The organism is Methylobacterium sp. E-041 (genome assembly GCF_022829665.1).
Taxonomy (GTDB): Bacteria; Pseudomonadota; Alphaproteobacteria; order Rhizobiales; family Beijerinckiaceae; genus Methylobacterium.
Genome location: NZ_JAKSYQ010000204.1, coordinates 1 through 25,519 on the forward strand (window position 1 = coordinate 1; position 25,519 = coordinate 25,519).

34 protein-coding genes and 1 pseudogene are annotated in these 25,519 nt (G+C 69.2%); 31 read left to right on the forward strand and 4 right to left on the reverse strand.

What is annotated here, in order from left to right:
- From tuf to rplQ, 31 genes and pseudogenes are all read left to right on the forward strand, one after another.
- A pseudogene (gene tuf / locus MKK70_RS19340) lies at positions 1-138 on the forward strand (elongation factor Tu); the annotation flags it as partial.
- 127 nt (positions 139-265) lie between these two features.
- A complete protein-coding gene (rpsJ, locus tag MKK70_RS19345) occupies positions 266-574 on the forward strand; it encodes a 30S ribosomal protein S10 (RefSeq protein WP_018044230.1) in 309 nt (102 codons plus the stop codon).
- 50 nt (positions 575-624) lie between these two features.
- Entirely contained in the window at positions 625-1,359 is a 735-nt protein-coding gene (gene rplC, locus MKK70_RS19350) for a 50S ribosomal protein L3 (RefSeq protein ID WP_147725867.1), read from the forward strand.
- The gene (gene rplD / locus MKK70_RS19355; protein WP_147842718.1) at positions 1,359-1,979 is read left to right on the forward strand and encodes a 50S ribosomal protein L4; all 621 of its coding nucleotides are present in this window, start codon (positions 1,359-1,361) and stop codon (positions 1,977-1,979) included. Before rplC ends, rplD begins: the two co-directional genes overlap by 1 nt.
- Positions 1,976-2,272 (forward strand): 50S ribosomal protein L23, encoded by a 297-nt coding sequence (locus MKK70_RS19360; protein WP_147725865.1) that lies wholly within the window; start codon positions 1,976-1,978, stop codon positions 2,270-2,272. The genes rplD and MKK70_RS19360 overlap by 4 nt, the downstream gene beginning before the upstream one ends.
- Before the next feature lie 26 nt (positions 2,273-2,298).
- Positions 2,299-3,135, forward strand: coding sequence for a 50S ribosomal protein L2 (gene rplB / locus MKK70_RS19365; RefSeq protein ID WP_147842717.1), 837 nt, complete (start codon positions 2,299-2,301; stop codon positions 3,133-3,135).
- Between the two features lie 5 nt (positions 3,136-3,140).
- The gene (gene rpsS / locus MKK70_RS19370) at positions 3,141-3,419 is read left to right on the forward strand and encodes a 30S ribosomal protein S19 (RefSeq protein WP_147725863.1); all 279 of its coding nucleotides are present in this window, start codon (positions 3,141-3,143) and stop codon (positions 3,417-3,419) included.
- Between the two features lies 1 nt (position 3,420).
- Positions 3,421-3,807 carry a 50S ribosomal protein L22 gene (gene rplV / locus MKK70_RS19375; RefSeq protein WP_147725862.1) on the forward strand — a complete coding sequence of 129 codons (387 nt, stop codon included), beginning with the start codon at positions 3,421-3,423 and terminating at the stop codon, positions 3,805-3,807.
- Positions 3,808-3,817: 10 nt separating this feature from the next.
- Positions 3,818-4,558, forward strand: coding sequence for a 30S ribosomal protein S3 (rpsC, locus tag MKK70_RS19380; RefSeq protein WP_147725861.1), 741 nt, complete (start codon positions 3,818-3,820; stop codon positions 4,556-4,558).
- Between the two features lie 47 nt (positions 4,559-4,605).
- A complete protein-coding gene (rplP, locus tag MKK70_RS19385; protein WP_147725860.1) occupies positions 4,606-5,019 on the forward strand; it encodes a 50S ribosomal protein L16 in 414 nt (137 codons plus the stop codon).
- Positions 5,020-5,032: 13 nt separating this feature from the next.
- Positions 5,033-5,248, forward strand: a complete 216-nt coding sequence (rpmC, locus tag MKK70_RS19390; RefSeq protein WP_147725859.1) for a 50S ribosomal protein L29 — start codon at positions 5,033-5,035, stop codon at positions 5,246-5,248.
- Between the two features lie 11 nt (positions 5,249-5,259).
- Positions 5,260-5,523 (forward strand): 30S ribosomal protein S17, encoded by a 264-nt coding sequence (rpsQ, locus tag MKK70_RS19395; protein ID WP_147725858.1) that lies wholly within the window; start codon positions 5,260-5,262, stop codon positions 5,521-5,523.
- Positions 5,524-5,784: 261 nt separating this feature from the next.
- Positions 5,785-7,188 (forward strand): ATP-binding protein, encoded by a 1,404-nt coding sequence (locus MKK70_RS19400; protein ID WP_243949406.1) that lies wholly within the window; start codon positions 5,785-5,787, stop codon positions 7,186-7,188.
- Between the two features lie 268 nt (positions 7,189-7,456).
- Positions 7,457-7,825 carry a 50S ribosomal protein L14 gene (gene rplN / locus MKK70_RS19405; RefSeq protein WP_147725857.1) on the forward strand — a complete coding sequence of 123 codons (369 nt, stop codon included), beginning with the start codon at positions 7,457-7,459 and terminating at the stop codon, positions 7,823-7,825.
- Positions 7,825-8,139, forward strand: coding sequence for a 50S ribosomal protein L24 (rplX, locus tag MKK70_RS19410; RefSeq protein ID WP_147842714.1), 315 nt, complete (start codon positions 7,825-7,827; stop codon positions 8,137-8,139). Before rplN ends, rplX begins: the two co-directional genes overlap by 1 nt.
- Positions 8,132-8,698 (forward strand): 50S ribosomal protein L5, encoded by a 567-nt coding sequence (gene rplE, locus MKK70_RS19415; RefSeq protein WP_147725855.1) that lies wholly within the window; start codon positions 8,132-8,134, stop codon positions 8,696-8,698. Before rplX ends, rplE begins: the two co-directional genes overlap by 8 nt.
- A gap of 43 nt (positions 8,699-8,741) precedes the next feature.
- Positions 8,742-9,047 (forward strand): 30S ribosomal protein S14, encoded by a 306-nt coding sequence (gene rpsN, locus MKK70_RS19420; RefSeq protein ID WP_147725854.1) that lies wholly within the window; start codon positions 8,742-8,744, stop codon positions 9,045-9,047.
- Positions 9,048-9,057: 10 nt separating this feature from the next.
- Complete coding sequence (gene rpsH, locus MKK70_RS19425; RefSeq protein ID WP_147725853.1) at positions 9,058-9,453, forward strand: 30S ribosomal protein S8; 396 nt, start codon at positions 9,058-9,060, stop codon at positions 9,451-9,453.
- Positions 9,454-9,476: 23 nt separating this feature from the next.
- On the forward strand, positions 9,477-10,010 hold the full coding sequence (rplF, locus tag MKK70_RS19430) for a 50S ribosomal protein L6 (protein ID WP_147725852.1): 534 nt from the start codon (positions 9,477-9,479) through the stop codon (positions 10,008-10,010).
- A gap of 12 nt (positions 10,011-10,022) precedes the next feature.
- Entirely contained in the window at positions 10,023-10,385 is a 363-nt protein-coding gene (gene rplR, locus MKK70_RS19435) for a 50S ribosomal protein L18 (protein WP_147842713.1), read from the forward strand.
- 96 nt (positions 10,386-10,481) lie between these two features.
- Positions 10,482-11,069 carry a 30S ribosomal protein S5 gene (rpsE, locus tag MKK70_RS19440; protein ID WP_147725850.1) on the forward strand — a complete coding sequence of 196 codons (588 nt, stop codon included), beginning with the start codon at positions 10,482-10,484 and terminating at the stop codon, positions 11,067-11,069.
- Between the two features lie 12 nt (positions 11,070-11,081).
- Positions 11,082-11,273: a 50S ribosomal protein L30 gene (gene rpmD, locus MKK70_RS19445; protein WP_147725849.1), complete on the forward strand. Its 192-nt coding sequence runs from the start codon at positions 11,082-11,084 to the stop codon at positions 11,271-11,273.
- Positions 11,274-11,283: 10 nt separating this feature from the next.
- Positions 11,284-11,808, forward strand: coding sequence for a 50S ribosomal protein L15 (gene rplO / locus MKK70_RS19450; RefSeq protein WP_147842712.1), 525 nt, complete (start codon positions 11,284-11,286; stop codon positions 11,806-11,808).
- 137 nt (positions 11,809-11,945) lie between these two features.
- A complete protein-coding gene (gene secY / locus MKK70_RS19455) occupies positions 11,946-13,289 on the forward strand; it encodes a preprotein translocase subunit SecY (RefSeq protein ID WP_147725847.1) in 1,344 nt (447 codons plus the stop codon).
- A gap of 179 nt (positions 13,290-13,468) precedes the next feature.
- Positions 13,469-14,071 (forward strand): adenylate kinase, encoded by a 603-nt coding sequence (locus MKK70_RS19460; protein ID WP_243949408.1) that lies wholly within the window; start codon positions 13,469-13,471, stop codon positions 14,069-14,071.
- Positions 14,072-14,097: 26 nt separating this feature from the next.
- The gene (locus MKK70_RS19465; protein ID WP_243933496.1) at positions 14,098-14,328 is read left to right on the forward strand and encodes a hypothetical protein; all 231 of its coding nucleotides are present in this window, start codon (positions 14,098-14,100) and stop codon (positions 14,326-14,328) included.
- A gap of 304 nt (positions 14,329-14,632) precedes the next feature.
- Positions 14,633-15,001, forward strand: a complete 369-nt coding sequence (gene rpsM / locus MKK70_RS19470; RefSeq protein ID WP_147725844.1) for a 30S ribosomal protein S13 — start codon at positions 14,633-14,635, stop codon at positions 14,999-15,001.
- 172 nt (positions 15,002-15,173) lie between these two features.
- Positions 15,174-15,563, forward strand: a complete 390-nt coding sequence (gene rpsK, locus MKK70_RS19475) for a 30S ribosomal protein S11 (protein ID WP_147725843.1) — start codon at positions 15,174-15,176, stop codon at positions 15,561-15,563.
- Between the two features lie 17 nt (positions 15,564-15,580).
- Positions 15,581-16,453: an MBL fold metallo-hydrolase gene (locus MKK70_RS19480; protein WP_243949410.1), complete on the forward strand. Its 873-nt coding sequence runs from the start codon at positions 15,581-15,583 to the stop codon at positions 16,451-16,453.
- A 104-nt stretch (positions 16,454-16,557) separates the two neighbouring features.
- Complete coding sequence (locus MKK70_RS19485; RefSeq protein ID WP_147725841.1) at positions 16,558-17,577, forward strand: DNA-directed RNA polymerase subunit alpha; 1,020 nt, start codon at positions 16,558-16,560, stop codon at positions 17,575-17,577.
- Between the two features lie 149 nt (positions 17,578-17,726).
- Positions 17,727-18,143 carry a 50S ribosomal protein L17 gene (gene rplQ / locus MKK70_RS19490; protein WP_147725840.1) on the forward strand — a complete coding sequence of 139 codons (417 nt, stop codon included), beginning with the start codon at positions 17,727-17,729 and terminating at the stop codon, positions 18,141-18,143.
- Between the two features lie 193 nt (positions 18,144-18,336).
- Here rplQ and MKK70_RS19495 read toward each other — a convergent pair whose 3' ends face one another.
- From MKK70_RS19495 to MKK70_RS19510, 4 genes are read right to left on the reverse strand one after another with little or no spacing between them, the layout of a single operon-like run.
- Positions 18,337-20,202: a response regulator gene (locus MKK70_RS19495; RefSeq protein ID WP_243949412.1), complete on the reverse strand. Its 1,866-nt coding sequence runs from the start codon at positions 20,200-20,202 to the stop codon at positions 18,337-18,339.
- Positions 20,199-21,932 (reverse strand): response regulator, encoded by a 1,734-nt coding sequence (locus MKK70_RS19500; protein ID WP_243949413.1) that lies wholly within the window; start codon positions 21,930-21,932, stop codon positions 20,199-20,201. The genes MKK70_RS19495 and MKK70_RS19500 overlap by 4 nt, the downstream gene beginning before the upstream one ends.
- Positions 21,929-23,005: a chemotaxis-specific protein-glutamate methyltransferase CheB gene (gene cheB / locus MKK70_RS19505; RefSeq protein ID WP_313898887.1), complete on the reverse strand. Its 1,077-nt coding sequence runs from the start codon at positions 23,003-23,005 to the stop codon at positions 21,929-21,931. Before cheB ends, MKK70_RS19500 begins: the two co-directional genes overlap by 4 nt.
- Complete coding sequence (locus MKK70_RS19510) at positions 23,002-25,359, reverse strand: response regulator (protein ID WP_243949414.1); 2,358 nt, start codon at positions 25,357-25,359, stop codon at positions 23,002-23,004. The genes cheB and MKK70_RS19510 overlap by 4 nt, the downstream gene beginning before the upstream one ends.
- Between the last annotated feature and the right edge of the window lie 160 nt (positions 25,360-25,519).

Genomic DNA, 25,519 nt, shown 5'->3' on the forward strand with positions numbered 1-25,519 from the left:
ATGGTGATGCCGGGCGACAACGTGACCATGGACGTCACGCTGATCGTGCCGGTGGCCATGGAGGAGAAGCTGCGCTTCGCCATCCGCGAGGGCGGCCGAACCGTCGGCGCCGGCGTCGTCGCCGCCATCAACGCGTAGTCGTCAGACAGATCGGCCCTTCGTCTCCCGGGACGAAGGGCCGGTGCCCGGACACAGCATCCGTCAGGGGACGATTGAGGGAAGGGCCCTCGCGCCCGCCCAACACGTTTCCGTCGAGGTTTAGGTCATGAACGGTCAAAACATCCGCATCCGCCTGAAGGCGTTCGATCATCGCATCCTGGATGCGTCCACCCGCGAGATCGTCTCCACCGCCAAGCGGACCGGCGCGACCATCCGCGGCCCGATCCCGCTGCCGACCCATATCGAGAAGTTCACGGTCAACCGCTCGCCGCACATCGACAAGAAGTCGCGCGAGCAGTTCGAGATGCGCACCCACAAGCGCGTGCTCGATATCGTCGATCCGACCCCCCAGACCGTGGACGCGCTGATGAAGCTCGACCTCGCCGCTGGCGTGGACGTGGAGATCAAGCTCTAAGCCCCGCCGGGTTTAGAGCTTACCGTTTCATCGCGCGAGGGAGACACCTTATGCGCTCAGGCGTCATTGCACAGAAGGTCGGCATGACCCGGATCTTCACGGAAGCGGGGGAACACGTTCCCTGCACCGTGCTCAAGATCGAACAATGCCAGGTGGTCGCCCACCGCACCGTCGAGAAGAACGGCTACGTCGCCGTCCAGCTCGGCGTCGGCAAGGCGAAGGTCAAGAACGTCTCGGCCGCCGAGCGTGGCCGCTTCGCGGTCGCCAAGGTCGAGCCGAAGCAAAAGATCGCCGAGTTCCGCGTGTCCGAGGACGCGCTGATCCCGGTGGGCGCCGAGATCACGGCCGATCACTTCATCCCGGGCCAGTTCGTCGACGTGACGGGCACGACCACGGGTAAGGGGTTCGCCGGCGGCATCAAGCGCTGGAACTTCGGCGGTCTGCGCGCCACCCACGGCGTGTCGATCTCGCACCGCTCGATCGGTTCGACCGGCGGCCGTCAGGATCCGGGCAAGACCTTCAAGAACAAGAAGATGCCCGGTCACATGGGCGTCGACCGCGTCACCACGCAGAACCTGCGCGTCGTCCGCACGGACGTCGAGCGCGGCCTGATCCTGGTCGAGGGTGCGGTTCCCGGCGTCGCCGGCGGCTGGATCCAGATCCGGGACGCGGTGAAGCGCAAGCTTCCGGCCGAAGTCCCACAGCCCGGCAAGTTCCGTGAGAACGGCGCGTCGGCTGCCCCGCAATCCGCCCCCGAGGCGCCCGCTGCCGAGGAGAACGCGTGATGAAGCTCGATATCACCACCCTCGACGGCGCCGGCGCCGGCTCGGTGGAGCTCGACGAGGCCATCTTCGGCCTCGAGCCCCGCGCCGACCTGCTCCAGCGCATGGTGCGCTGGCAGCTCGCCAAGCGTCGTGCCGGCACCCACGCCGTGCAGAACCGCTCGGACGTGAACCGGACCCGCAAGAAGCTGTACAAGCAGAAGGGCACCGGCAACGCGCGTCACGGCGCAGCCTCGGCTCCGCAGTTCCGCGGCGGCGGCCGTGCGTTCGGCCCGGTCGTCCGCGACCACGGCCACGACCTTCCCAAGAAGGTCCGTGCCCTGGCCCTGCGTCACGCCCTGTCGGCCAAGGCCAAGGCCTCGACCCTCATCGTCGTCGACGACATCAAGATCGAGGACCACAAGACCAAGGGTCTCGTCGAGCGCTTCGGCAAGATGGGTCTCTCGAGCGCGCTGATCATCGGCGGCGCCGAGGTCGACGAGAACTTCGGCCGCGCCGCCCGCAACATCCCGATGATCGACGTGCTGCCCGTGCAGGGCATCAACGTCTACGACATCCTGCGCCGCGACACGCTCGTGCTGACCCGCGCCGCGATCGACGCGCTGGAGGAGCGTTTCAAATGAGTGCCGATCCGCGCCACTACGACATCATCGTCTCCCCGGTCATCACCGAGAAGGCGACGAACCTCACCGAGCAGAACAAGGTCGTCTTCCGGGTCGCTCCGAAGGCCACCAAGCCGCAGATCAAGGAAGCGGTCGAGAAGCTGTTCGACGTCAAGGTCACGGCGGTGAACACCCTCGTGACCAAGGGCAAGAAGAAGATCTTCCGCGGCATGCGCGGACAGCGTTCGGACGTGAAGAAAGCGGTCGTGACCCTCGCCGAAGGTGACACGATCGACGTCACGACCGGCCTCTGACATAGACCGGGTAGGGATTTAAGCCGATGGCCTTGAAGACATTCAAACCGGTCACGCCGAGCCTGCGCCAGCTCGTGCTGGTCGACCGCCGTGAGCTCTACAAGGGCAAGCCGGTGAAGGCGCTGACCGAGGGCAAGTCGTCCTCGGGCGGCCGCAACAACCTCGGGCGGATCACCGTCCGCTTCCGCGGCGGCGGTCACAAGCGCTCGCTCCGTCTCGTCGACTTCAAGCGTCGGTCGCAGCCGGGCGTGTCGGCGACCGTCGAGCGGATCGAGTACGATCCGAACCGCACGGCGTTCATCGCGCTGATCAACTACCCGGACGGCAAGCAGAGCTACATCATCGCTCCGCAGCGCCTTCAGCCGGGCGACAAGGTGGTCTCGGGCGAGGGCGTCGACATCAAGCCGGGCAATGCCGGGCCGATCGGCGGCATGCCGGTGGGCACGATCGTGCACAACATCGAGCTGAAGATCGGCAAGGGCGGCGCCGTCGCCCGCTCCGCCGGCAACTACGCTCAGATCGTCGGGCGCGACCAGGGCTACGTGACGCTCCGCCTGAACTCCGGCGAGCAGCGCCTGGTCCACGGCCAGTGCTACGCGACGGTGGGTGCGGTCTCGAACCCGGACCACATGAACATCTCGCTCGGCAAGGCCGGGCGCAACCGGTGGCTCGGCAAGCGTCCGCACGTCCGCGGCGTGGCCATGAACCCGGTCGACCACCCGCACGGCGGCGGCGAGGGACGCACCTCGGGCGGCCGTAACCCGGTGACGCCCTGGGGCGTGCCGACCAAGGGGAAGAAGACCCGCTCGAACAAGCGGACCGACGTCTTCATCCTGTCCAGCCGCCACAACCGCAAGAAGTAACCATCATGGCACGCTCACTCTGGAAGGGGCCGTTCGTCGACGGCTACCTCTTCAAGAAGGCCGAGGCGGCTCGCGGGTCGAGCCGGAACGAGGTCATCAAGATCTGGAGCCGTCGCTCCACCATCCTGCCGCAGTTCATCGGGCTCACCTTCGGTGTGCACAATGGGCAGAAGCACATCCCGGTCTACGTCTCCGAGGAAATGGTCGGTCACAAGTTCGGCGAGTTCTCGCCGACCCGCACCTTCCACGGCCACGCGGCCGACAAGAAGGCGAAGAGGCGCTGACATGGGCAAGCAAGCCACCCCCCGCGCGCTGCCCGAGAACGAGGCCAAGGCCGTGGCACGGATGCTCCGTGTCTCGCCCCAGAAGCTCAACCTCGTCGCGCAGATGATCCGCGGCAAGAAGGTCGAGTCGGCGCTCGCCGACCTCGAGTTCTCCCGCAAGCGCATCTCGACCGAGGTCAAGAAGTGCCTCGAGAGCGCGATCGCCAACGCCGAGAACAACCACGATCTGGACGTCGACGACCTCGTCGTCACCCAGGCCTTCGTGGGCAAGGCGCTGGTCCTGAAGCGCTTCCACGCCCGCGCCCGCGGCCGCGGCGCGCGCATCCTGAAGCCTTTCTCGAACCTCACCATCGTGGTTCGCGAAGTCCGCACCGCCGAAGCGGCCTGAGGAGAATCTGATGGGTCAGAAAGTCAACCCGATCGGTCTCCGGCTCGGCATCAACCGGACCTGGGATTCCCGCTGGTTCGCCGGCAAGACCGAATACGTCAAGCTGATGCACGAGGACGTCGCGATCCGCGCCGCCCTCATGAAGCAGCTCAAGCAGGCGGCGGTCTCCAAGATCGTCATCGAGCGCCCGCACCGGAAGTGCCGCGTCACCATCCACTCGGGCCGTCCGGGCGTGGTGATCGGCAAGAAGGGCGCCGACATCGAGAAGCTGCGCAAGCTGGTCAACACGATGACCAAGGCCGACGTGACCATCAACATCGTCGAGGTCCGGAAGCCCGAGATCGACGCCGTGCTGGTGGCCGACTCGATCGCGCAGCAGCTCGAGCGCCGCGTCGCCTTCCGTCGCGCCATGAAGCGCGCCGTGCAGTCGGCGATGCGCCTCGGGGCCGAGGGCATCCGGATCAACTGCTCCGGCCGTCTCGGCGGCGCTGAGATCGCCCGCCAGGAATGGTACCGCGAGGGCCGCGTGCCCCTGCATACGCTGCGCGCCGACGTCGACTACGGCACGGCCACCGCGTTCACGACCTACGGAACGTGCGGCATCAAGGTCTGGGTGTTCAAGGGCGAGATCCTCGAGCACGACCCGATGGCGCAGGATAAGAAGGCGCAGGAAGAGGGCGGCCGTTCGGGCGGTCGTCGCGAGCGCGATGGCGAGGGTGACCGCGGTCGCGGTCGCCGCGATCACGCCTAAGCGCGATCGTCGGACCCCCGAGCCAAGGAAGGTGTTGAGAGGCTGCCATGTTGCAACCCAAGAAGACCCGGTTTCGTAAGCAGTTCAAAGGTCGCATCTCCGGTGCGGCCAAGGGCGGCTTCGACCTGAATTTCGGCCAGTTCGGCCTGAAGGCGGTGGAGCCCGAGCGCATCACCGCGCGCCAGATCGAGGCGGCCCGCCGCGCGATCACCCGTGAGATGAAGCGTCAGGGCCGGGTCTGGATCCGGATCTTCCCCGACGTTCCGGTCACGTCGAAGCCGACCGAAGTCCGCATGGGCTCCGGCAAGGGCGCGCCCGAGTACTGGGCCGCCCGCGTCCACCCGGGCCGCATCATGTTCGAGGTCGACGGTGTCGCCGAGGACATCGCGAAGGAGGCGCTCCGCCTGGGCGCCGCCAAGCTGCCCATCCGCACGCGCGTCGTGCAACGCATCGCCGACTAAAGGGAGGCAGATCATGAAGTCGTCACAGAGACAGTCGGATCTCGCCGCCCTGTCGCCGGACCAGCTGAGCGACGAGCTGCTGAACCTCAAGAAGGAGCAGTTCAACCTGCGCTTCCAGGGGGCCACCGGCCAGCTCGAGAACGTCGCCCGCGTCCGCGAAGTCCGTCGCGACATCGCCCGCGTCCGCACCCTGCAGCGTCAGAAGACGCTGCAGGCGACGTCGGCCTGAGGAGTTTCATCATGCCGAAGCGCGTATTGCAGGGCGTCGTCGTCAGCGACAAGGGCGAGAAGACCATCGTCGTGAAGGTGGAGCGCCGCTTCACCCACCCGGTGATGAAGAAGACCGTTCGCCGCTCGAAGAACTACCATGCCCACGACGAGGCGAACGCAGCCAAGGTCGGGGCCACGGTGTTCATTGAGGAGTGCCGGCCCTTCTCCAAGACCAAGACCTGGAAGCTCGTCGAGGGCGAAGCCGCATCGGCCGAGGCTCCCGCGGCCGCCTGATCGTCTTGGACGGACCGTGAGACGGGCGCAGGATTCTGCGCCCGTTTTTTCGTTTCTGATCCGAGAACGACGTCGGTGCCTAACCGTGTCGAGCGTTCGACGATTCGACCGCGGCTTGGGTTCGACCCATCAATCTCGATCTCCCCATGACCGGCGAGTCGGCCGGTGGCGCTTTTCGCGCCTCGTCGCACAATCCTCACGAGGAGCCTGCCGTCATGCGTCGCTGACGGGAGGAAGCTCCTCTGAACGAGGATGAGCCGCATGCTGAAAAACGCCAATCGCGCCTGGGAAGCCCTCCTCGGCTTCTTCGGCGCCGATGACGTGAACGGGATCGTTAGTTCGAGGCGTGTCTTCGGCATTCACCTGCTTCCGGACCTGCAGGCAGAGACGCTTGCACAGGTGAACCCGTACGCCCCGACCCTGTTGGGCGTCCACCAACCCTACGAACAGCGTCCGCTGACGATCTCCGGCCTGCTGGTCCGCGGCAATGATCAGGCCATCGCGATCACGCCGTTGCAGTATCGCGACGTTGACATCGGGGAGAGCGAACCGTTCCCGGCGTTGAACACCGGCCTTTGGTTGTTCCAGGTCGACGGCCAGCCGGTCGCGGTGCTCCTGTCGCAGTATTCCAACTTCAGGTCGGGCAAGTTCGCTCAGGTCGAGATCGCAACGCTGCCGGGATCCGAGGCTCAGGCGTTCGCGCGCACGTTTCTAAAACGTATTCAAGAGGCGGGCGCGAACTCGATCCTGTATCGCGGCAAGGTCCTCTCCTTCGAGGGTGGATCCGACTATTCCGGCATGAGTACGGAGATGTCCGTCCATAAGCTGTCGCCGGTGGCCCGAGAGGCGATCATCCTCGACGACGCCACGATGGCGCGCCTGGATCGCCACGTCTTCGCGTTCGACCGGCATCGCGCCGGTCTGCTCCGCCTCGGGCAGTCGATCCGGAAGGGTCTGCTCCTTTATGGGCCGCCCGGCACCGGGAAGACTCACGTGATCCGATACATCGCCTCGAATTTACCGGCCCGGACCACCATCCTGATCACGGCGGAGCAGGTCCAGGACCTGGCCCGATACATGCTGCTTGCGCGCACCCTGCAGCCGAGCATCGTCGTGCTGGAAGACGTGGATCTGGTCGGGCGCTCGCGGGAGGGCATGAACAGCCCGAAGACGGAGGTCCTGTTGAACCGTCTGCTCAACGAGATGGACGGTCTGGGCGACGATGCGGACATCCTTTTCCTCCTGACCACCAACCGGCCCGAGGAGATCGAGGAGGCCCTCGCGTCGCGTCCGGGACGCGTCGACGAGGCCATCGAGATCGCGAATCCCGACGCCGCCTGCCGCGCACGGCTGATCGCCCTCTACGGAGGCGCCTTGAGCTTCGAGGAGGGGGCCATCGACGACGCGGTCGCGCTGTCGGAGGGAGCGAGCGCCGCCTTCGTCAAGGAGATGGTTCGGCGTCTGTCTCAGGCTTCGCTCTCCTGCGGACATGACGATGCGGTGGACCGCGCCACCGTCGCAGACGTCCTGAGCGAAGCTGCGGAGAACGGAAACCGGATCGGCCGCCGAATCATCGGTCTCCCGAGCAGTCCCACGCGGGCCGGGCGTGCCGGCGCCCCACCCCTCGACGGCTGCGGCGAGGATCTGGAGCTCGGCACGGATTAGGCGGAGGCCCGCCCGGAACGTCTTCCACCCGAGGGCCGGCACGGAAAGTCTTGCGCCCCTGCGCCCCGTGGTGTAGTGGGCACCCCTTCGCGACATGTGAGAGGGGTGTTCGCGCCCTTCGTACGCGGTGACCGCGCCGGCGCTGGATAAGCGCCGATAGCGCGGTCTGTCATATGAGCCGGGGACATCAGATCCCCATCAGGCGTCGTCCGCCGGGCAATACCGCCCGTGTGCGGAAACCCGCCTGAAACAAGGAAAGGTCACTCCTGTGATCCAGATGCAGACGAATCTGGACGTCGCCGACAACTCGGGTGCGCGTCGCGTGATGTGCATCAAGGTGCTGGGCGGGTCGAAGCGGCGCTATGCCGGCGTGGGCGACATCATCGTCGTGTCCATCAAGGAGGCGATCCCGCGCGGCCGCGTCAAGAAGGGCGACGTCATGAAGGCGGTGGTCGTGCGGACCGCCAAGGAAGTGAAGCGTCCCGACGGTTCGGTGATCCGCTTCGACAAGAACGCGGCCGTGCTGATCAACAATCAGAAGGAGCCGATCGGGACCCGCATCTTCGGGCCGGTGCCGCGCGAGCTGCGCGCCCGCAACCACATGAAGATCATCTCGCTGGCTCCGGAGGTGCTGTGATGGCAGCCAAGATCAAGAAGGGCGACACCGTCGTCGTCCTCACCGGTCGCGATTCCGGTCGCTCCGGCGAGGTCATCCAGGTGATGCCGAAGGACGACAAGGCGCTCGTCCGCGGGATCAACCTGGTCAAGAAGCACCAGAAGCAGAGCCAGAACCAGGAAGGCGGCATCATCTCGAAGGAGGCCGCGATCCAGCTCTCGAACCTCGCGTTGCAGGACGCGAACGGCAAGCCGACCCGCGTGGGTTTCCGCATCCTCGAAGACGGCCGCAAGGTCCGCTTCGCCAAGACCACGGGGGATCAGATCGATGGCTGAGGCCAACAAGGACGCCTACGTCCCGCGCCTGCGCGCCCACTACGACGAAGTCATCCGCCAGAAGCTCATCGAGCAGTTCGGCTACAAGAACCCGATGCAGGTTCCGCGGATCGACAAGATCGTCATCAACATGGGCGTTGGCGAGTCCACCGCGGACTCGAAGAAGGCCACCGTCGCCGCCGGCGACCTGGCGCTGATCGCCGGCCAGAAGCCGGTCATCACCAAGGCCCGCAAGCCGATCGCGACCTTCAAGGTCCGCGAGGGCATGCCGATCGGCTGCAAGGTCACCCTGCGCCGCCAGAAGATGTACGAGTTCATGGATCGCCTCGTCACGATCGCGCTGCCGCGCGTCCGCGACTTCCGCGGCCTGAACCCGAAGTCGTTCGACGGCCGCGGCAACTACGCGCTCGGCCTCAAGGAGCACCTCGTGTTCCCGGAGATCTCGTACGACAAGGCCGAGCAGACCTGGGGCATGGACATCGTCGTCGCCACCACCGCCACCACCGACGAGGAAGCCCGCGCTCTCCTCGCCGCCTTCCAATTCCCGTTCCGGCAGTAGGCGTCCCTCGGGATACCTAGACGCGGACACCGGAGGATAGACAATGGCAAAGAAGAGTTCAGTCGAACAGAACAACCACCGGAAGGAGCTGGTCAAGCGCTTCGCTGCGAAGCGCCAGGCCCTGCTCGCGACCGCCAACGACGAGTCCCTCGAGATGGAGGAGCGCTTCGAGGCGCGCCTCAAGCTCGCGGAGCTTCCCCGCAACTCGTCGCCGACCCGCGTGCGCAACCGGTGCGAGATCACCGGCCGGCCGCGCGCCTATTACCGCAAGATGGGCGTCTCGCGTATCGCGCTGCGCGAGCTCGGGAACCGGGGCCTGATCCCGGGCCTCGTCAAGTCGAGCTGGTAAGGAGGCACCCATGGTCAACGATCCCGTGGGCGATATGCTCACACGCATCCGCAACGGCCAGATGCGCCGTCGCAACGTCGTTTCGACGCCCGGCTCGCGCCTCCGCGCGAACGTCCTGAACGTGCTGAAGTCGGAAGGCTACATCCGCGACTTCGCGACCACCGAACTCGGCAACGGCCGGACGGAGTTCGCGATCGAGCTGAAGTACTACGACGGCCAGCCCGTCATCCGCTCGATCCAGCGCGTGTCGAAGCCCGGCCGCCGCGTCTACTCGGCCGTCGGCGATCTGCCGCGCGTCGCCGACGGTCTCGGCGTCACCATCGTGTCCACCCCGCAGGGCGTCATGGCCGACCACGAGGCGCGCGAGCGCAACGTCGGCGGCGAAGTGCTCTGCAAGGTGTTCTGATCCCCGGATAAGGAGAGAGGCAGATGTCTCGCGTAGGCAAGAAGCCCGTCCCCGTTCCGGCCGGCGTCACCGCGTCGGTCACGGGTCAGACGGTCAAGATGAAGGGCTCGAAGGGCGAGCTGCAGTTCGTGGTTCCCTCGCTGGTCGACGTGGCGCTCGAGGACGGCGCGATCACGGTGACCCCGAAGGACCAGTCCAAGGCGGCGCGTTCGCTCTGGGGCACCTCGCGGGCCCAGGTCGCGAACCTCGTCGAGGGCGTGTCCAAGGGCTTCGAGAAGAAGCTCGAGATCACCGGCGTCGGCTATCGCGCCGCGATGGCCGGCAAGGCGCTCAAGCTCTCGCTCGGGTACAGCCACGACATCGAGTACCAGATCCCGGCCGGCATCACGATCGTGACGCCGAAGCCGACGGAGATCACGATCTCCGGCATCGACCGCCAAGTCGTCGGCCAGGTCGCCGCGGAGATCCGCGACTACCGCGGTCCCGAGCCCTACAAGGGCAAGGGCGTGAAGTACGCCGGCGAGTTCATCTTCCGCAAGGAAGGCAAGAAGAAGTAAGGGGGCTGAGACATGTCACGCAAACTCGAAGCCCTCGATCGCCGCAAGGCGCGGGTGCGCCGGGCGCTCCGCGCCTCCGCCAACGGCCGGCCGCGCCTGTCGGTGTTCCGCTCGTCGAAGCAGATCTACGTTCAGGTCATCGATGATGCGGCGGGCGTCACGCTCGCCGCCGCCTCGTCGATCGACAAGGGCCTGCGCGCCGACCTGAAGACCGGCGCCGACGTCGCCGCCGCCTCGGCGGTGGGCAAGCTCGTCGCCGAGCGCGCCAAGGCCGCCGGCGTCTCGAAGGTCGTGTTCGACCGCTCGGGCTACCAGTACCACGGCCGGATCAAGGCTCTGGCCGAAGCCGCTCGCGAGGGTGGCCTCGACTTCTAAATCTCGGCGGTGCGGAGGCGGCGCGTCCGCCTCCGGCGATGACGATTCAAGCGAGCGGGCCCGCCGCCCGCGCCAGTGAGATGAAACGGAAGCAACATGGCACGTGAACGTGAAGGCGGTGGCCGCGGCCGCCGCGACGACCGCGAGGAGCGCGACAGCGAGTTCGTGGACAAGCTCGTCCACATCAACCGCGTCGCCAAGGTGGTGAAGGGCGGCCGTCGCTTCGGCTTCGCCGCGCTCGTCGTCGTCGGCGACCAGAAGGGCCGCGTCGGCTTCGGCCACGGCAAGGCCCGCGAAGTCCCCGAGGCGATCCGCAAGGCGACGGAAGCCGCCAAGCGCGGCCTCGTCCGCATCTCGCTCCGCGAGGGCCGGACGCTGCACCACGACGTGCAGGGCCGTCACGGCGCCGGCAAGGTGATCCTCCGCGCGGCTCCGCAGGGCACCGGCATCATCGCCGGCGGCCCGATGCGCGCCGTGTTCGAGACGCTCGGCATGCAGGACGTCGTGGCCAAGAGCCTCGGCTCCTCGAACCCCTACAACCTCGTGCGCGCCACCTTCGAGGCGCTGAAGAACGAGGACAGCCCGCGCTCGGTCGCCGGTCGTCGCGGTCTCAAGGTGTCCACGCTCCAGGCGCGGCGCACCGATTCGGACCCGTCCGACCAGTCCGAAGCCGCAGTCGCGTAAGGGGAGGGCAGCATGGCTAGCAAGACTGTCCGCGTGGAGCAGATCGGTTCCCCGATCCGCCGCGAGGCCTCCCAGCGCCAGACGCTGGTGGGCCTGAAGCTGAACAAGCTTCACCGTGTCTCCGAGCTCGAGGACACCCCCGCCGTTCGCGGCATGATCCGAAAGGTCGCGCACCTCGTGCGCGTCCTCGACGACGCGGCTTGAGGAGGGCGCGATGAAGCTCAACGAGATCCGCGACAACGAAGGCGCAACCAAGAACCGGATGCGCGTCGGCCGAGGCATCGGCTCCGGCAAGGGCAAGACCGCAGGGCGCGGCGTGAAGGGTCAGAAGGCCCGGACCGGCGTGGCCATCAAGGGCTTCGAGGGCGGCCAGATGCCGCTCCACCGTCGCCTGCCGAAGCGCGGCTTCAACAACCTCTACTCGACCGACCTCAACGAGGTGAATCTCGGCCGGGTGCAGCAGGCGATCGACGCCGGCAAGCTCGACAAGGCCGCGACCGTGACGGTCGAGGCCCTCGTGCAGGCCGGGATCATCGCCCGTCCGCGCGACGGCGTGAAGCTGCTCGGCGTCGGCGAGCTGACCGCGAAGGTCGCCTTCGAGGTGACCCGCGCGTCGAAGTCGGCGGTCGAGGCGGTCGAGAAGGCCGGCGGCAGCGTCGTCGTCGCCTACGGCGCCGGCGTCTCGGTCCGCGGCAAGGGTGGCAAGGACTTGGGCGGCAAGGGCGAAGCGACCGCCTGAGCGCGGTTGCCTCGCCGGGAGCGACCCCTTAAGTCGAAGCTTCGAGCGGCGGCCCGTGCGACCTCGCATGCGGCCGCCGCTCCCGTTTTCAGGGAAGCCCCGCGGCTCCCTCGTGACCCATCATCAGGACACAGGCCATGGCCTCAGCCGCCGAGCAGCTCGCCGCGAACCTCAATTTCGGTGCCATCGCGAAGGCGGATGAGCTCAAGAAGCGCATCTGGTTCACCCTCGGCGCGCTCGTGGTGTTCCGGCTCGGGACCTACATCCCGATCCCCGGCATCGACCCGGAACAGTTCGCGCGCAACTTCCAGCAGCAGGCCGGCGGCGTGCTCGGGCTGTTCAACATGTTCTCCGGCGGTGCCGTCGAGCGCATGGCGATCTTCGCGCTCAACATCATGCCGTACATCTCGGCCTCGATCATCATCCAGCTGCTGACCTCGGTGATCCCGAGCCTCGAGACGCTGAAGAAGGAAGGCGAGTCCGGCCGCAAGGTCATCAATCAGTACACCCGCTACCTCACGGTGGTGCTGGCGCTGGTCCAGTCCTGGGGCATCGCCGTCGGCCTCCAGGGGTCGAGCGCCGCGATCGATCCCGGCCCGTTCTTCCTCGCCTCGACCGTGATCACGCTCACCGGCGGCACGCTGTTCCTGATGTGGATCGGCGAGCAGATCACCTCCCGCGGCATCGGCAACGGCTCGTCGCTGATCATCTTCGCCGGCATCGTCGCCCACCTGCCGACCGCCATCATCGGTGCGCTCGAGCTGTCGCGCACCGGCGCGCTGTCCTCGGCGGTGATCCTCGGCGTCGGCGTCGCCGCGATCGGCCTCGTCTACTTCATCGTGTTCATGGAGCGCGCCCAGCGCCGGTTGCTGATCAACTATCCCAAGCGCCAGGTCGGCAACCGGATGTACGAGGGCCAGACGTCGTTCCTGCCCTTGAAGCTCAACACCTCGGGCGTGATCCCGCCGATCTTCGCCTCGTCGCTCTTGCTGCTGCCGGCCACCGTGGCGAGCTTCTCGGCCAACCAGGGCACCGGCGTGCTGGCGACGGTCACGACCTATCTCGGCCACGGCCGTCCGCTCTACATGGCGCTCTACGCCGCGCTGATCATCTTCTTCGCGTTCTTCTACACCGCGGTGGTCTTCAACCCGCAGGAGACCGCCGACAATCTGAAGAAGCATGGCGGCTTCATCCCCGGCATCCGGCCCGGCGAGCGCACCGCGGCGTTCATCGACAAGGTGCTGACGCGCATTACCCTGATCGGCGCGCTCTACCTGACCTTCGTCTGCCTGGTGCCGGAGATCATCGCCTCCTACGCCTCCGCCAGCCTCGGATTCGGCGGCACGTCGCTGCTCATCGTCGTGTCGGTGACGATGGACACCGTGGCGCAGATCCACGGGCACCTGATGGCGCACCAGTACGAGGGCCTCGTCAAGAAGGCCAAGCTGCGCGGCGCGTCGACGACCCAGCGGCGGCGCTGAGCGATCCTGCTCGGCGACACGAGAGACACAATCGCCGGAATGACGAGTGGACAGCGATTTGCCCGCTCGCCCGTCCGGCGGAAGCCGCTACAAGCAACACCGACGCGGGAACGACGCCGACACGGCGTCGCCGCGCGCCAAGAAGCCCTGAGAGACGGGCACGGACGAGGATAACGCCCATGCGGATCATTCTGCTCGGACCACCCGGCGCGGGGAAGGGGACGCAGTCCGAGCGGATCGTCGCGCGATTCGGCATCCCGCAGCTTTCCACCGGCGACATGCTGCGCGCGGCCGTCGCTGCCGGAACACCGGTCGGACTCCAGGCAAAGGCGGTGATGGAGAGCGGCGGCCTCGTGTCCGACGCGATCGTCGTCGGCATCGTCGCCGACCGGATCGAGGAGGCGGATGCGCGCGGCGGGTTCATCCTCGACGGCTTTCCCCGCACCGTCGAGCAGGCCAAGGCCCTCGACGTGATGCTGGACGAGAAGGGCCTGCATCTCTCGACCGTGATCGAGTTCAAGGTCGATGAGAAGGTCCTGGTCGGCCGCATCGCCAAGCGGGCGGAGGAGACCGCCGCCCGCGGACAGCCGGTGCGGAAGGACGACACCCCCGAGGTGTTCGCCTCGCGTCTCGAGGCCTACCGGATCCAGACCGCCCCGCTCTCGGCCTATTACGAGCGCGCCGGGATGCTGCAGACCGTGGACGGCATGGCGCCGATCGACGCGGTGACGGATTCGCTGATGACGATCCTCGAATCGCATCGCGAAGGCGTGGCGTCCTGAAGCCATCCTTCCGGGGACCCATGATCATGTCGACGCATGCGGCTCGGGCGATCCTCGCAGCGCTGACCCTGACGGTCGGCGCGATGCCGATGGCGGCGTGGGCCGGCCCGGCGCAATCGTATCAGTACGAGCGGCGGACGACCGGCCGCCTGTGCAGGCCGCCGCTGAAGTTCGCGGCCGGCGCGTGCGTGCGGCGCTGCCCGGCGGGCTTTCGCGACAACGGCGGGTATTGCCGCCAGCTGAACCAGCGCTTCTGACGTCGACCCGAAGACACCCACGCCCCTGCGGTTCGCCAGGTGACGTGATGGGAACGATGCAGCGCGCCGGGCGCGCCCGCCGGGCCCGGCGCGGCGTCTTATCGTGCCGAACCGTTGACATCACCGCCGGCCCGCGCTAGCAGGCCGGTCTTCGTCTGCACAGCCGTTGGTCCGAGGTGCCCTCCAAGGGGCGGCCGCGGGCCGATTTGTCGTTGACGGGCGTGCAGGGGCCGGCCTCCACCGGACGCACGCTTTCCCACAGGACGGCCCGGGCGATCGCCCGTACGCCACATGGAGCATGACCTTGGCCCGTATCGCCGGCGTTAACATTCCGACCAACAAGCGCGTCGTCATCGCGCTCCAGTACATCCACGGCATCGGCGCGAAGAAGGCCGAGGAGATCACGGAGAAGGTCGGCATCCCGGCCGAGCGCCGCGTGAACCAGCTCACCGACGCCGAGGTGCTGCAGATCCGCGAGACGATCGATCGCGACTACCTCGTCGAGGGCGACCTTCGCCGCGACGTCTCGATGAACATCAAGCGCCTGATGGACCTCGGCTGCTACCGCGGCCTGCGCCACCGCCGCAACCTGCCGGTCCGCGGCCAGCGCACGCACACCAACGCGCGCACCCGCAAGGGCAAGTCCAAGCCGATCGCCGGCAAGAAGAAGTAAGCTTACGAATTCGGAGGCTGCGCCCGGCGCGGTCTCCCATGCATCGTGCCGGATCTCCCTCGACGGGAGCCGGCGTGACGGGGCGGCGCTCCGCGGATGTGCCGACCGAACCCATACGAGAATCCCGAGCACCTGGAATTACGGGTGCGCTTGAAGGACAGGTATCGAAAAGATGGCCAAGGAACCGACCCGCGTCCGCCGGCGCGAACGCAAGAACATCGTCTCGGGCGTGGCGCACGTCGCCGCCTCGTTCAACAACACGATGATCACCATCACCGACGCGCAGGGCAACACGATCTCGTGGTCCTCCTCGGGCGCCATGGGCTTCAAGGGCTCGCGGAAGTCGACCCCCTACGCCGCGCAGGTCGCCGCCGAGGACGCGGCCCGCAAGGCCGCCGAGCACGGTATGCGCACCCTCGAGGTCGAGGTCTCCGGGCCCGGCTCGGGCCGCGAGTCGGCGCTCCGCGCCCTCCAGGCCGCGGGCTTCACCGTGACCTCGATCCGTGACGTCACCTCGATCCCGCACAACGGCTGCCGCCCGCGCAAGCGTCGGCGCGTCTGAGGCGGACGGAGACACACGTGGCGGATACGAAGATCCTTCCCGGCGTCAAGCGCTGGAGCGTCGGTGACATCACGCTCACCGTGCTCAACGACGGCTGGTTTCAGAGCTCCCTCGATCTCGTCACGGGCATCTCGAAGGACGAAGCCGGCGCGCTGCAGCGCGCCGGCTTCCGTACGCAGGAGCCGCGGGTGATGCTCAACGCATTCCTGCTGACGGGCCCCGGCCGCAAGCCGGTGCTGATCGATTCCGGCTACGGGTCGTTCGGTCCGCCGACCATGGGTCGTGTGCCCGCAGCGCTCGCTGTCGCGGGCGTGGCGCCCGAGGCGATCGAGACCGTTCTCGTCACGCACTGCCATCCCGACCATATCGGTGGGCTGGTGGTCGACGGGAAGGCCGCCTACCCGAACGCGGAGATCGTGCTGCATTCGGACGAGGCGGCGTATTGGCTCCCCGATGCGGCGCTCGCCGCCGCACCGGACGGGGCAAAGCCGTATTTCGAGAACGCCCGCAAGGCGCTGGCACCCTATGCCGGCCGGGTGCGCGAGCAGTCCGGCGGGGAAGTCCTGCCGGGCATCACCGCGGTGCACCTGCCCGGCCATACGCCGGGCCATTGCGGTTTCCGGATCGTTTCGGGGGACAAGTCGCTCCTGGTGTTCACCGATGTGGTGCACCTGCCGGCGATCCAGTTCAAGCAACCCGAGGCGGGCGTCGGCTTCGATGTCGACGGCGACCAGGCGCGGGCGACCCGCAAGGCGATCCTCGCGGATCTGGCGGCCGACGGGACCCGCATCGCCGGCTCGCATCTCGAATTCCCGGCCGTCGGCACCGTGACGCGGGATGGGGACGGATACCGGTTCGTGCCGGATCTCTGGGTCGCCGACGAGGCGTAGGCCCGGAGCAGTCTTTTAGGGACCGATCGACGCTGGGGGCAGCGTCGATCGGCCGAAGCGCGGACCCGGACGTCGCGGGTTCGTGCGTCAGGAGAGGTAGGATCGTGGTCATTCAGAAGAACTGGCAAGAGCTGATCAAGCCCAACAAGCTGCAGGTCTCGACCGGCGACGACCCGAAGCGGGTCGCCACCGTCGTGGCCGAGCCGTTGGAGCGCGGCTTCGGCACGACGCTCGGCAACTCGCTGCGCCGGGTGCTGCTGTCCTCCCTCCAGGGCGCGGCCGTGACCTCGGTCCAGATCGACGGCGTCCTGCATGAATTCTCCTCGATCCCGGGCGTCCGCGAGGACGTCACCGACATCGTCCTGAACATCAAGACGATCGCCATCCGCTCGCAGACCGACGCCCCGAAGCGCATGACCCTGCGCAAGACCGGCCCGGGCCTCGTCACCGCCGGCGACATCGGCACGGTCGGCGACATCCAGATCCTGAACCCCGACCTCGTGATCTGCACGCTGGACGACGGCGCCGAGATCCGGATGGAGTTCACGGTCGCCACCGGCAAGGGCTACGTGCCGGCCGAGCGCAACCGCCCCGAGGACGCGCCGATCGGCCTGATCCCGGTGGACGCGCTGTTCTCGCCGGTGACCAAGGTCAGCTACCGCATCGAGACAACCCGCGAGGGCCAGGATCTCGACAAGGACAAGCTGACGATGACCGTCGAGACCAACGGTGCGGTGTCGCCGGAGGATGCGCTGGCCTACGCGGCGCGCATCATCCAGGACCAGCTCCAGGTGTTCGTGAACTTCGAGGATCCGCGCAAGGAGGAGGCCGCCCCGCTCGCGCCGCAGCTGCCCTTCAACCCGGCGCTGCTCAAGAAGGTCGACGAGCTCGAGCTTTCTGTGCGTTCGGCGAACTGCCTGAAGAACGACAACATCGTCTACATCGGCGACCTCATCCAGAAGTCCGAGGGCGAGATGCTGCGCACCCCGAACTTCGGCCGCAAGTCGCTCAACGAGATCAAGGAAGTGCTGGCCGGGATGGGTCTGCACCTCGGGATGGACATCCCCGGCTGGCCGCCGGAGAACATCGAGGATCTCGCCAAGCGCTTCGAGGAGCACTACTGAGGGCGAATGGCGAGTAGGAGTAGCGAATAGGGGTGTCCGTAGGGCGCCCCGGTTCCGCTGCACTCTATTCGCTACTCGCTACTCCCTATTCGCCTTCAAGATGACGGTCGTACCGTGGCACGGCGACCGCAAAAACCAGGAGAGCCAACATGCGTCACGGATTCCGCGGTCGTCGTTTCAACCGCACCACCGAGCACCGCAAGGCGATGTTCGCCAACATGTCCGCCGCGCTGATCAAGCACGAGCAGATCATCACCACGCTGCCGAAGGCCAAGGACCTGCGCCCGGTCATCGAGAAGCTGATCTCGCTCGGCCGCATCGACAGCGTCCACACCCGCCGTCTCGCCATGTCGCAGATCCGCGACCACGACATGGTCAAGAAGCTCTTCACGGTGCTCGGCCCGCGCTACACGGCCCGTCCGGGCGGCTACTGCCGCATCATGAAGGCCGGCTTCCGCAAGGGCGACAACGCCCCGCTCGCCGTGATCGAGTTCGTCGACCGCGACGTCAGCGCCCGCGGTAAGGATTCGGGCCCGGTGCTCGGCGGCGAGAGCGAAGCGGCCTGATCGGCGCCTCGACAGCACGAGTTCGAAGAAAGGCGGCCGAGAGGCCGCCTTTTTCGTTGGCCCGAGGCCGTTGCGCGATGCTCGTTCCGGGACGACCGCGATGCGGCGAGCGCATACGGTCGAGGCCGGCGTTTCTCGGGGACGGACGCGCTTCGAACGCGTTTCCGTCGGGACGGACGGCCGGGCCGACGCGTCAGGCGCCGGGCGGGTCGCCCAGCAGCAAGGAGACGCGGCGGGCGAGCTCGGCCGACTGGAACGGCTTCGTCAGCACCGGCAGGTCGTGCGGGATCTCCACCGCCTCCGCGTGCCCCGTCAGGATCAGCACAGGGACCTCGGACCAGCGGCTCCGCACCTCGGCCGCCAGCTCGACGCCGGTCATGCCGGGCATCGCGAGGTCGGCGACCACGAGGTCGAAGCGGCGCTGCTCCATCAGCGCGAGCGCGGCCGCGCCGTCCGAGGCCTCGATCTCGTCGTAACCGAACCCGTTGAGGAACGAGGCGGTGACGTGCCGGACCTCGGCGTCGTCGTCCACCACCAGGATGGCCGCCGCGCGTGCCGCCGCCGGCGCGACCGCGACGTCTGCCTCGTCCGCCACGACGGCCGCGGAGGCCCGCGGCAGGGCGAGGTCGACGCGGGTGCCGTGCCCGACCCGGCTGTCGATCCGCAGGCGGCCGTGGGATTGCTGGGCGAGGCCGAACACCATCGCGAGGCCGAGGCCGGTGCCCTGGCCGACGGCCTTGGTGGTGAAGAACGGCTCGCAGACCCGCGCCAGGATCTCCGGCGGGATGCCTTCGCCGGCATCGCTCACAGACACGGCGACGTAGGCGCCGCTCCGCACGTCCGGATCGTCCTCGATCGTCAGCGCCGCCGTCTCGATGACGATCATGCCGCCCTCGCGCATGGCGTCGCGGGCGTTGATGCAGAGGTTGAGGATGGCAAGCTCGAGCTGGTCGGGGTCGACCTGAACCGGGCCGAGATCGCTGCCGAGCCTGGTCTCGACGGTGACGAGCCCGCCGAGGCTGCGCCCGAGCAGCGCCGACATGCCCTCGACGAGGGCGTTCACGTCGGTCGGCCGGGCACGCAGGTCGTTGGCGCGGCTGAAGCTCAGCAGGCGCTTGGTCAGCGAAGCGCCGCGCTCGGCCGCGCCCCGCGCGTTCTCGATCAGCCGAAGCACGCGGGGCTGCTCATGGACCTTCGGCGCGGCGAGCTCGAGGCTGCCGAGGATCGCGGTCAGCAGGTTGTTGAAGTCGTGCGCGATGCCGCCGGCGAGGGTGCCGAGCGCCTGCATCTTGTCGGACTGGCGCAGGCGGGCCTCGAAGCCCTTCTGCTCGGTGACGTCGCGCTCGATCGTGGCGAGATGCGCGATCGCGCCGGAGGGGCCGCGGATCGGGACCCGGACCACGTGGCTCCAGCGCTCGGCGCCGATCGGCCCTTCCGCGGAGACGACGTCGCCGATCTCGCCCGAGCGGATCGCGGCGGCGTCGGCCTCGGCGCTCTCGGCGGCGCGCGTCCCGGGCAGCTCGGCTTCGCTGCGGCCGAGGCAGCCCGCGACGTCGAGGCCGAGCAGCGCCGCCTTTCGGGCGTTGAGGCGCAGGAAGCGCCCGGCCGCGTCCTTGAACGAGATCGCGTCCTCGGAATGGTCGAGCAGGCCGCGCAGCAGGGCCCGCTCGGTGGCGAGTTCCCGTCCGAGCGCATGGCGCTCGAAGGCGTTGCGCACGGTGCCGCGCAGAAGGTCCGCGTCCCAGGGCTTGGCGACGTAGCCGCTGATCCCGCCGCGGTTCAGCGCGCCGATCACGGCGGTGATGTCGGCGTACCCGGTGAGCAGGATCGCCTGGGCTTCGTGGAACCCGCGCATCTCGGCCAGCAGCGCGTCGCCGGTCATGCCGGGCATGCGCTGGTCGGACAGGACGACGGCGATGTCGGGATCGTCGCGCAGGATGGCGAGGGCGTCCGCCGGCTTCGTCGTCGTGACGATGCGGTAGGTGTCCTCGAACAGGTCCTCGAGGGCGATCAGGATGTCCGGCTCGTCGTCGACGGCCAGGATCGTGCCTCTGGTCATACGGTCGCCGTCTGCCTCGGAATCCCGATCACGAAGCAGGCCCCGCCGCCGGGAGCCGTCTCCACCGTGAGCGAGCCGCTATGCGCCTGAACCACGCTGTAGGCAATCGCGAGGCCGAGCCCGGTTCCGGCCCCGACCGGCTTGGTGGTGAAGAACGGCTCGAAGATCTTCTCGCGCAGGTCCTCGGGGATGCCGGGGCCGGTGTCGCTGATCCGGATCAGGTCGGTCTCGGGCGTGGTCTCGGTGACGACGCGGATCCGCCCGCCCTCGGGCATCGCGTCGGCGGCGTTGCCGAGGATGTTCATCACCACCTGGTTGAGCAGCGCCGGGGTGCAATGGATCTCGGGGCGCCCCGCGAAGTCGCGCTCGACGGCGATGCGCGAGCCGAGCTTGTGCTGGATCAGCGCCAGCACCGTCTCGATCGCCTCCGGCACGTTGACCAGGGAGCGCTCGCCCTCGTCGAGCCGCGAGAACTTGCGCAGGTTCAGGACCAGGTCCTGGATGCGGGTCAGGCCCATGCGCATCGCACCGACGCGGTCGCGCGCCTTGGCCAGGCCCTTCTGCGCCGCGGGGTCGGATTCGGGCATCGGCAGCTCGCCGAGCACGCGCTCGACGGTGCCCTGATGCGCGAGGATGAAGGCCAGCGGGTTGTTGATCTCGTGGGCGATGCCGGCGACCAGCTCGCCGAGCGAGGCCATCTTGGCGGCCTGGACAAGCTTGGCCTGCGCGTCGGTGAGCTTGCGGTTGGCGAGCGCGAGGTCGTCGTTGGCGCGCTCAAGGGCGTCGGCCAGCCGTGCGCGCGCCTCCGCGGCCTCGGCCTCGGCGCGCGCGCGCTCGACCGCCTGCTGCCGGGCGCCGAACTCGCCGGCGATGCGGCGGTCGTCCTCCTCCAGGAAGCGGCGCCGCACGAGGCCGCGCACCCGCAGCGCCAGCACCTCGGCATCGGACTTCGAGACCACGTCGTCGGCGCCCGCGGCGTAGGCCTGGACGAGGAAATCCTTGGGGGGGTTGCTGCCGGCGACCCCGACGAGGTGGAACCCGGCGCCGGCCACCCGGACGCCGCGGCGCTGGTCGATGGCCCGGCACAGGGCGAGGCCGTCGAAGGCCGGGCCGAGCAGGTCGACGGTGACGCAGTCGAAGGCCGTCGCCTCGCCCTCGGCGTCGAGGACGGCGAGCGCCTCGTCCGGCCCGGCGCTGGCGGTGACGGCGTGGCCGTCCTGGCCGAGCAGGCCGGCGAGGAAGGTGCGGTAGGTGGCGCTGCCGTCGATCACCAGCACGCGCCCGCGCCGGAAGGCGGCGGCCGACGGGGTCTCGGCGCTGCCGGGCGCCACGCTGCCCAAGCGCTCGCGCAGGAGCGCGCGGATGCGCAGGATCAGCAGGTCGCGGTCGCCGGACTTGGCGACGTAGGCGTCGGCGCCGCTCTCGAGGCCCTGGCGCTCGCCGTCGCGGGCGCCGGTGAGCATCAGCAGGGGGAGGGCGCGGGTGCGCAGCGAGAGGCGAAGCTGGCGCGTCAGCTCGTCGCCGTTCATGCCCGGCAGGTGGTAGTCGGCGACGACGAGGTCGGGCAGGCCGTGGTTGAGGTGGTCGAGCGCGGCTTCCGCGGTCGGGCAGCGCTCGACCTGGAAGCCGTGGCTCTCCAGCAGCAAGCGAAGCTCCAGCGCCTGCGTCTCCGAATCCTCGACCAGGAGGATGCGGGCGGCCTCCGTCGCCGTGCCGGCGGTGCCGTTCATGCCGGCCGGTCCTGCGAGCCGGCCCCGGGCATGGCGAGCTTGAGGACATGGGCCGAGACGCGGTCGAGGGGCAGGACGGCGCGGGCGGCCTTCAGGCGCACGGCCGCCGCCGGCATGCCGTAGACGACTGCCGTGCTCTCGTGCTCGGCCACCGTCTGTGCGCCGGCGGCATGCATGTCGAGCAGGCCGAGCGCCCCGTCCTCGCCCATGCCGGTGAGCAGAACGCCGAGCCCCGTCGCGCCCGCCTGCCGCGCGACCGAGCGGAACAGCACGGTCGCCGCCGGTCGCTGGCCGGAGACCGGCAGGCTGTCGAGGATGCGCAGGATCCGGCCCGGCCCCAGCTCCAGGTGGCGGTCGCCCGGGGCGACGTAGACCCGGCCGGGCTCGGCCCGCTCGCCGTCGCGGGCGACCGTGACGGGCATCGGCACCACGCCGTCGAGCCAGGCCGCGAACCCGTCCATGAAGGCCGCGCCCATATGCTGGACCACCAGCACCGGCAGCGGGAACGTCTCGGGCAGCGCCCCGATCACGCGGGCGAGCGCCGGCGGGCCGCCGGTGGAGGCGGCGATCGCCAGGACGGTCGGCGGCAGGTTCGCCGCGGGTGCGGACGCGGCCGCCGCGGTGCGCCCGAGCCACTCGGTGCCGATCGGGCGGCGGCGGATCACCGGGACCTGCGCCATGATGCGCAGCTGGGTGCAGATCTCGCCGGCGACCGCGTCGTAGCCGGCATGGGTCGTCGCCACCGGCTTCTCGACCACGGACAGCGCGCCGGCCCGCAGGGCGTTCATCGAGATGCGCAGCGAGGAATCCTCGACCGAATCGGCGATCACCACGATCGGCGTCGGGTGCTCGGACATGATGCGGCGGGTGGTCTCGAGCCCGTCGATGCCGGGCAGGCGGATGTCCATCGAGATCACGTCGGGCCGCACGCTGTCGATCGCCGACAGGGCCTCCTCGCCCGACGCGACGGCGGCGACGCAGGCGAGGCGGGGATCGCGGGAGAGGATGTGGCGCAGCAGCTCGCGCACCACCAGGCTGTCCTCGACCAGCATGACGCGGACCGGCTCGCTCACAACAGCTGCCCGATGGTGTCGAGGAGCTGGCGCTGGTCGAACTTCTGCTTGGTGAGGTAGGCGTCGGCGCCGAGGTCGAGGCCGCGGGCGACGTCGGCCGCGTCGCCCCGCGAGGTCATCAGCACCACCGGCAGGCGCGCGAACCGCGTCTCGGCGCGGATCGCGGCGAGCAGGCCGAAGCCGTCGAGCCGCGGCATCTCCACGTCGGCGAGCACGAGGTCGAACACCTCGATGTCGGCGTGCAGGCGATCGAGGGCGTCCTGGCCGTCGACGCACACGACCACGCGATAGCCGGCGGCTTCCAAGATGCCCTTCTCCAGGGTGCGGGTGGTGATCGAATCGTCGACGACGAGAATCGTCGCGCGGTGTTTCGAACGTGGCGCCTCCGCCAACGTTCCGCCAGCATCTGCAACCCCGTCGCCCGGCCTCGCCGCCGCGCCGGCGGCACCCGCCCGCGCGGCGAGCCCGTCGGGATCGAGCACCAGGGCGGGCACGTCGCCGGGCAGGATGACGGTGCCGGCGACGAGCCCGGACTCGGCGCCGACGGACGGCGCCGGCAGCACGAGGAGGGTGCGCACGTCGTGGAGCGCGTCGACGGCCAGCGCGAAGCGGCGGCCGCCGGCCCGCACCAGGATCGCGGTCAGGTGCGGGCTCGCGGAGGCAGGGCCGCCGAGGATCTCGGCCAGCGCGACGATTGGGAAGGTCTCCTCGGCGCCGCCCGCGCCGGGCACGCGCAGCACCGGGCGGCCCATCGCCTGCGGCAGGCCGGCCCGATCGAGGCGCAGCAGGCGCTCGACCGCGGCGCCGGGCAGCGCGTAGGTCGCTCCACCCGCCTCGACGAGGAGCATCGCGCGTCGTGCCGCCGAGAGCGGCGCCGAGATGGTGAGGATGCTGCCCCAGGGCTCACGCGGCTCCAGCCGGGCGCTACCCTGGAGCGCGCGGGCGGCATCGGCGACCACCGAGAGGCCGAAGCCGCGCCCGGACAGGGCGTCGACCGCCGCGGCGGTCGAGAAGCCCGGCTCGAAGACCAGGGCGAGCAGGGCCTGCGGATCGGTCGGATCCCCCGGGCGGAGCAGCAAGCGGCGCAGGGCCGTCGCCTCGATCGCCGCGAGGTCGGGGCCGGGGCCATCGTCCGCCACCGACACGACGAGGCGGCCGCCGCGGATCGCGACCTCGAACAGGATCGCCGCCGCGTCGGGCTTTCCCGCCGCCCGGCGGATGTCGAGCGGTTCCGCGCCGTGGCTGAGCGCGTTGCGCAGGGCGTGCAGCACCGGGTCCTTCAGCGCCTGCAGCATCGCGCGGTCGACCGGCAGGTCGAGGCCGCGGACGGCGAGATCGATCTCGCGGCCCTGCTCGCGCGCGGTCTCGCGGAGCGAGCGCGGGAAGCTTCCGAACACGGTCTCGGCCGGCACCAGGGCGAGGCGCTCGGCCTGAAGGCCGACGCGGGCCGCCGCCCCCTCGACGGCACCGGCCGCCGCGACCTGACGGCGCGACAGGTCGGCCGCCTCCCGTGCCAGGCCGGCGAGGCTCGCCTCGACGCCGCGCATCTCGGTGCGGACGGCCTCCACCGCGAGGCCGACCGCTTCGTCCCTGTCCGACCCGGCATCGCGTCCGGCCTCCTGCCGCAGGAGCCGGGCGAGGTTGGACACCGCACCGCGCGCGAACGACGCCTCGGCCTGCCGCCGCAGGTCTTCGGACAGGCGCGCGAGCCGGGCGAGCCCGTCGGAGATCGCGGATCCGACGCCGAGCGTGCTCGCGAGCTCGTGGCTCGCCCGGGTCAGCGCCTCGACCGCGTCGGCGGGCACGCGCAGAAAGGCCGGGCCGGCCTCGGCGGGCGGCTCGACGCCGGACGGCGGCGCAGCGGGCGAGGAGGGCGCGGCGGATTTCGGCTCGGCGGGCGGTCTTGCCGAGACCGGCGGTTCGGCCTCGACCGGCGGCTCGATCTCCGCCGGCGAGGGTGTCGTCGCGTCCGGTGCCCGGGCGCCCGCGAGGCAGCGGTCGAGCGCCGCGATGGCGTCGGCCGGCATCGCGACGTCCGGGTCGGCCTTCATCCCGGCGACGTAGGCTTCGATGCGATCGAGGGCGAGATGGGTCGCGTTCCTGGCCTCGCGATCGAGGGCGGCGCCGGCCGAGACCTTTTCGAACAGGCTCTCCAGGCGATGCGCCACCGCCTCGACCGGCGGCAGGTCGACGGCCCGGGAGGCGCCCTTGAGGCTGTGGGCCCGTCGGAAGATGTCGTTCCAGTCGGGCGCGCGGCCGGTGCCGTCGGCGCCCAGAGCCGCGCGGATCGCATCGATGTGCTCGCGGTGCTCGACCTCAAAGGCCGCGAGCAGCAGCTGGCGGATGTCGGTCACGGCGTCCGCCCGCCGGTCAATGCCGGTAGCGTTCGGCGAGGGCCATGAGGGCTCCTGCGAGCTCGGTGAGGTTGGCCGAGGCCGCCTCGACCTCGCGGGTGCCGGCGGCGGTCTGCTGGCTCGCCTGGCGGATGTTCTGCAGGGCGCCCATCACCTGCTC

What these genes read in the sequence shown, in the direction of transcription:
- MKK70_RS19360 (WP_147725865.1), top strand. Translation starts at nt 1,976, where the DNA reads ATGAGTGCCGATCCGCGCCACTACGACATCATCGTCTCCCCGGTCATC.
- rpsH (WP_147725853.1), top strand. Translation starts at nt 9,058, where the DNA reads ATGGTCAACGATCCCGTGGGCGATATGCTCACACGCATCCGCAACGGC.
- rpsQ (WP_147725858.1), top strand. Translation starts at nt 5,260, where the DNA reads ATGCCGAAGCGCGTATTGCAGGGCGTCGTCGTCAGCGACAAGGGCGAG.
- rpmC (WP_147725859.1), top strand. Translation starts at nt 5,033, where the DNA reads ATGAAGTCGTCACAGAGACAGTCGGATCTCGCCGCCCTGTCGCCGGAC.
- rpmD (WP_147725849.1), top strand. Translation starts at nt 11,082, where the DNA reads ATGGCTAGCAAGACTGTCCGCGTGGAGCAGATCGGTTCCCCGATCCGC.
- rplV (WP_147725862.1), top strand. Translation starts at nt 3,421, where the DNA reads ATGGGCAAGCAAGCCACCCCCCGCGCGCTGCCCGAGAACGAGGCCAAG.
- rplP (WP_147725860.1), top strand. Translation starts at nt 4,606, where the DNA reads ATGTTGCAACCCAAGAAGACCCGGTTTCGTAAGCAGTTCAAAGGTCGC.
- rplC (WP_147725867.1), top strand. Translation starts at nt 625, where the DNA reads ATGCGCTCAGGCGTCATTGCACAGAAGGTCGGCATGACCCGGATCTTC.
- rplQ (WP_147725840.1), top strand. Translation starts at nt 17,727, where the DNA reads ATGCGTCACGGATTCCGCGGTCGTCGTTTCAACCGCACCACCGAGCAC.
- rpsK (WP_147725843.1), top strand. Translation starts at nt 15,174, where the DNA reads ATGGCCAAGGAACCGACCCGCGTCCGCCGGCGCGAACGCAAGAACATC.
- MKK70_RS19465 (WP_243933496.1), top strand. Translation starts at nt 14,098, where the DNA reads ATGTCGACGCATGCGGCTCGGGCGATCCTCGCAGCGCTGACCCTGACG.
- rpsS (WP_147725863.1), top strand. Translation starts at nt 3,141, where the DNA reads ATGGCACGCTCACTCTGGAAGGGGCCGTTCGTCGACGGCTACCTCTTC.
- rplR (WP_147842713.1), top strand. Translation starts at nt 10,023, where the DNA reads ATGTCACGCAAACTCGAAGCCCTCGATCGCCGCAAGGCGCGGGTGCGC.
- MKK70_RS19400 (WP_243949406.1), top strand. Translation starts at nt 5,785, where the DNA reads ATGCTGAAAAACGCCAATCGCGCCTGGGAAGCCCTCCTCGGCTTCTTC.
- rpsC (WP_147725861.1), top strand. Translation starts at nt 3,818, where the DNA reads ATGGGTCAGAAAGTCAACCCGATCGGTCTCCGGCTCGGCATCAACCGG.
- rpsE (WP_147725850.1), top strand. Translation starts at nt 10,482, where the DNA reads ATGGCACGTGAACGTGAAGGCGGTGGCCGCGGCCGCCGCGACGACCGC.
- rplE (WP_147725855.1), top strand. Translation starts at nt 8,132, where the DNA reads ATGGCTGAGGCCAACAAGGACGCCTACGTCCCGCGCCTGCGCGCCCAC.
- rpsN (WP_147725854.1), top strand. Translation starts at nt 8,742, where the DNA reads ATGGCAAAGAAGAGTTCAGTCGAACAGAACAACCACCGGAAGGAGCTG.
- secY (WP_147725847.1), top strand. Translation starts at nt 11,946, where the DNA reads ATGGCCTCAGCCGCCGAGCAGCTCGCCGCGAACCTCAATTTCGGTGCC.
- rplB (WP_147842717.1), top strand. Translation starts at nt 2,299, where the DNA reads ATGGCCTTGAAGACATTCAAACCGGTCACGCCGAGCCTGCGCCAGCTC.
- MKK70_RS19495 (WP_243949412.1), bottom strand. Translation starts at nt 20,202, where the DNA reads ATGACCAGAGGCACGATCCTGGCCGTCGACGACGAGCCGGACATCCTG.
- MKK70_RS19500 (WP_243949413.1), bottom strand. Translation starts at nt 21,932, where the DNA reads ATGAACGGCACCGCCGGCACGGCGACGGAGGCCGCCCGCATCCTCCTG.
- rplD (WP_147842718.1), top strand. Translation starts at nt 1,359, where the DNA reads ATGAAGCTCGATATCACCACCCTCGACGGCGCCGGCGCCGGCTCGGTG.
- rplF (WP_147725852.1), top strand. Translation starts at nt 9,477, where the DNA reads ATGTCTCGCGTAGGCAAGAAGCCCGTCCCCGTTCCGGCCGGCGTCACC.
- rpsJ (WP_018044230.1), top strand. Translation starts at nt 266, where the DNA reads ATGAACGGTCAAAACATCCGCATCCGCCTGAAGGCGTTCGATCATCGC.
- MKK70_RS19460 (WP_243949408.1), top strand. Translation starts at nt 13,469, where the DNA reads ATGCGGATCATTCTGCTCGGACCACCCGGCGCGGGGAAGGGGACGCAG.
- rplO (WP_147842712.1), top strand. Translation starts at nt 11,284, where the DNA reads ATGAAGCTCAACGAGATCCGCGACAACGAAGGCGCAACCAAGAACCGG.
- rplX (WP_147842714.1), top strand. Translation starts at nt 7,825, where the DNA reads ATGGCAGCCAAGATCAAGAAGGGCGACACCGTCGTCGTCCTCACCGGT.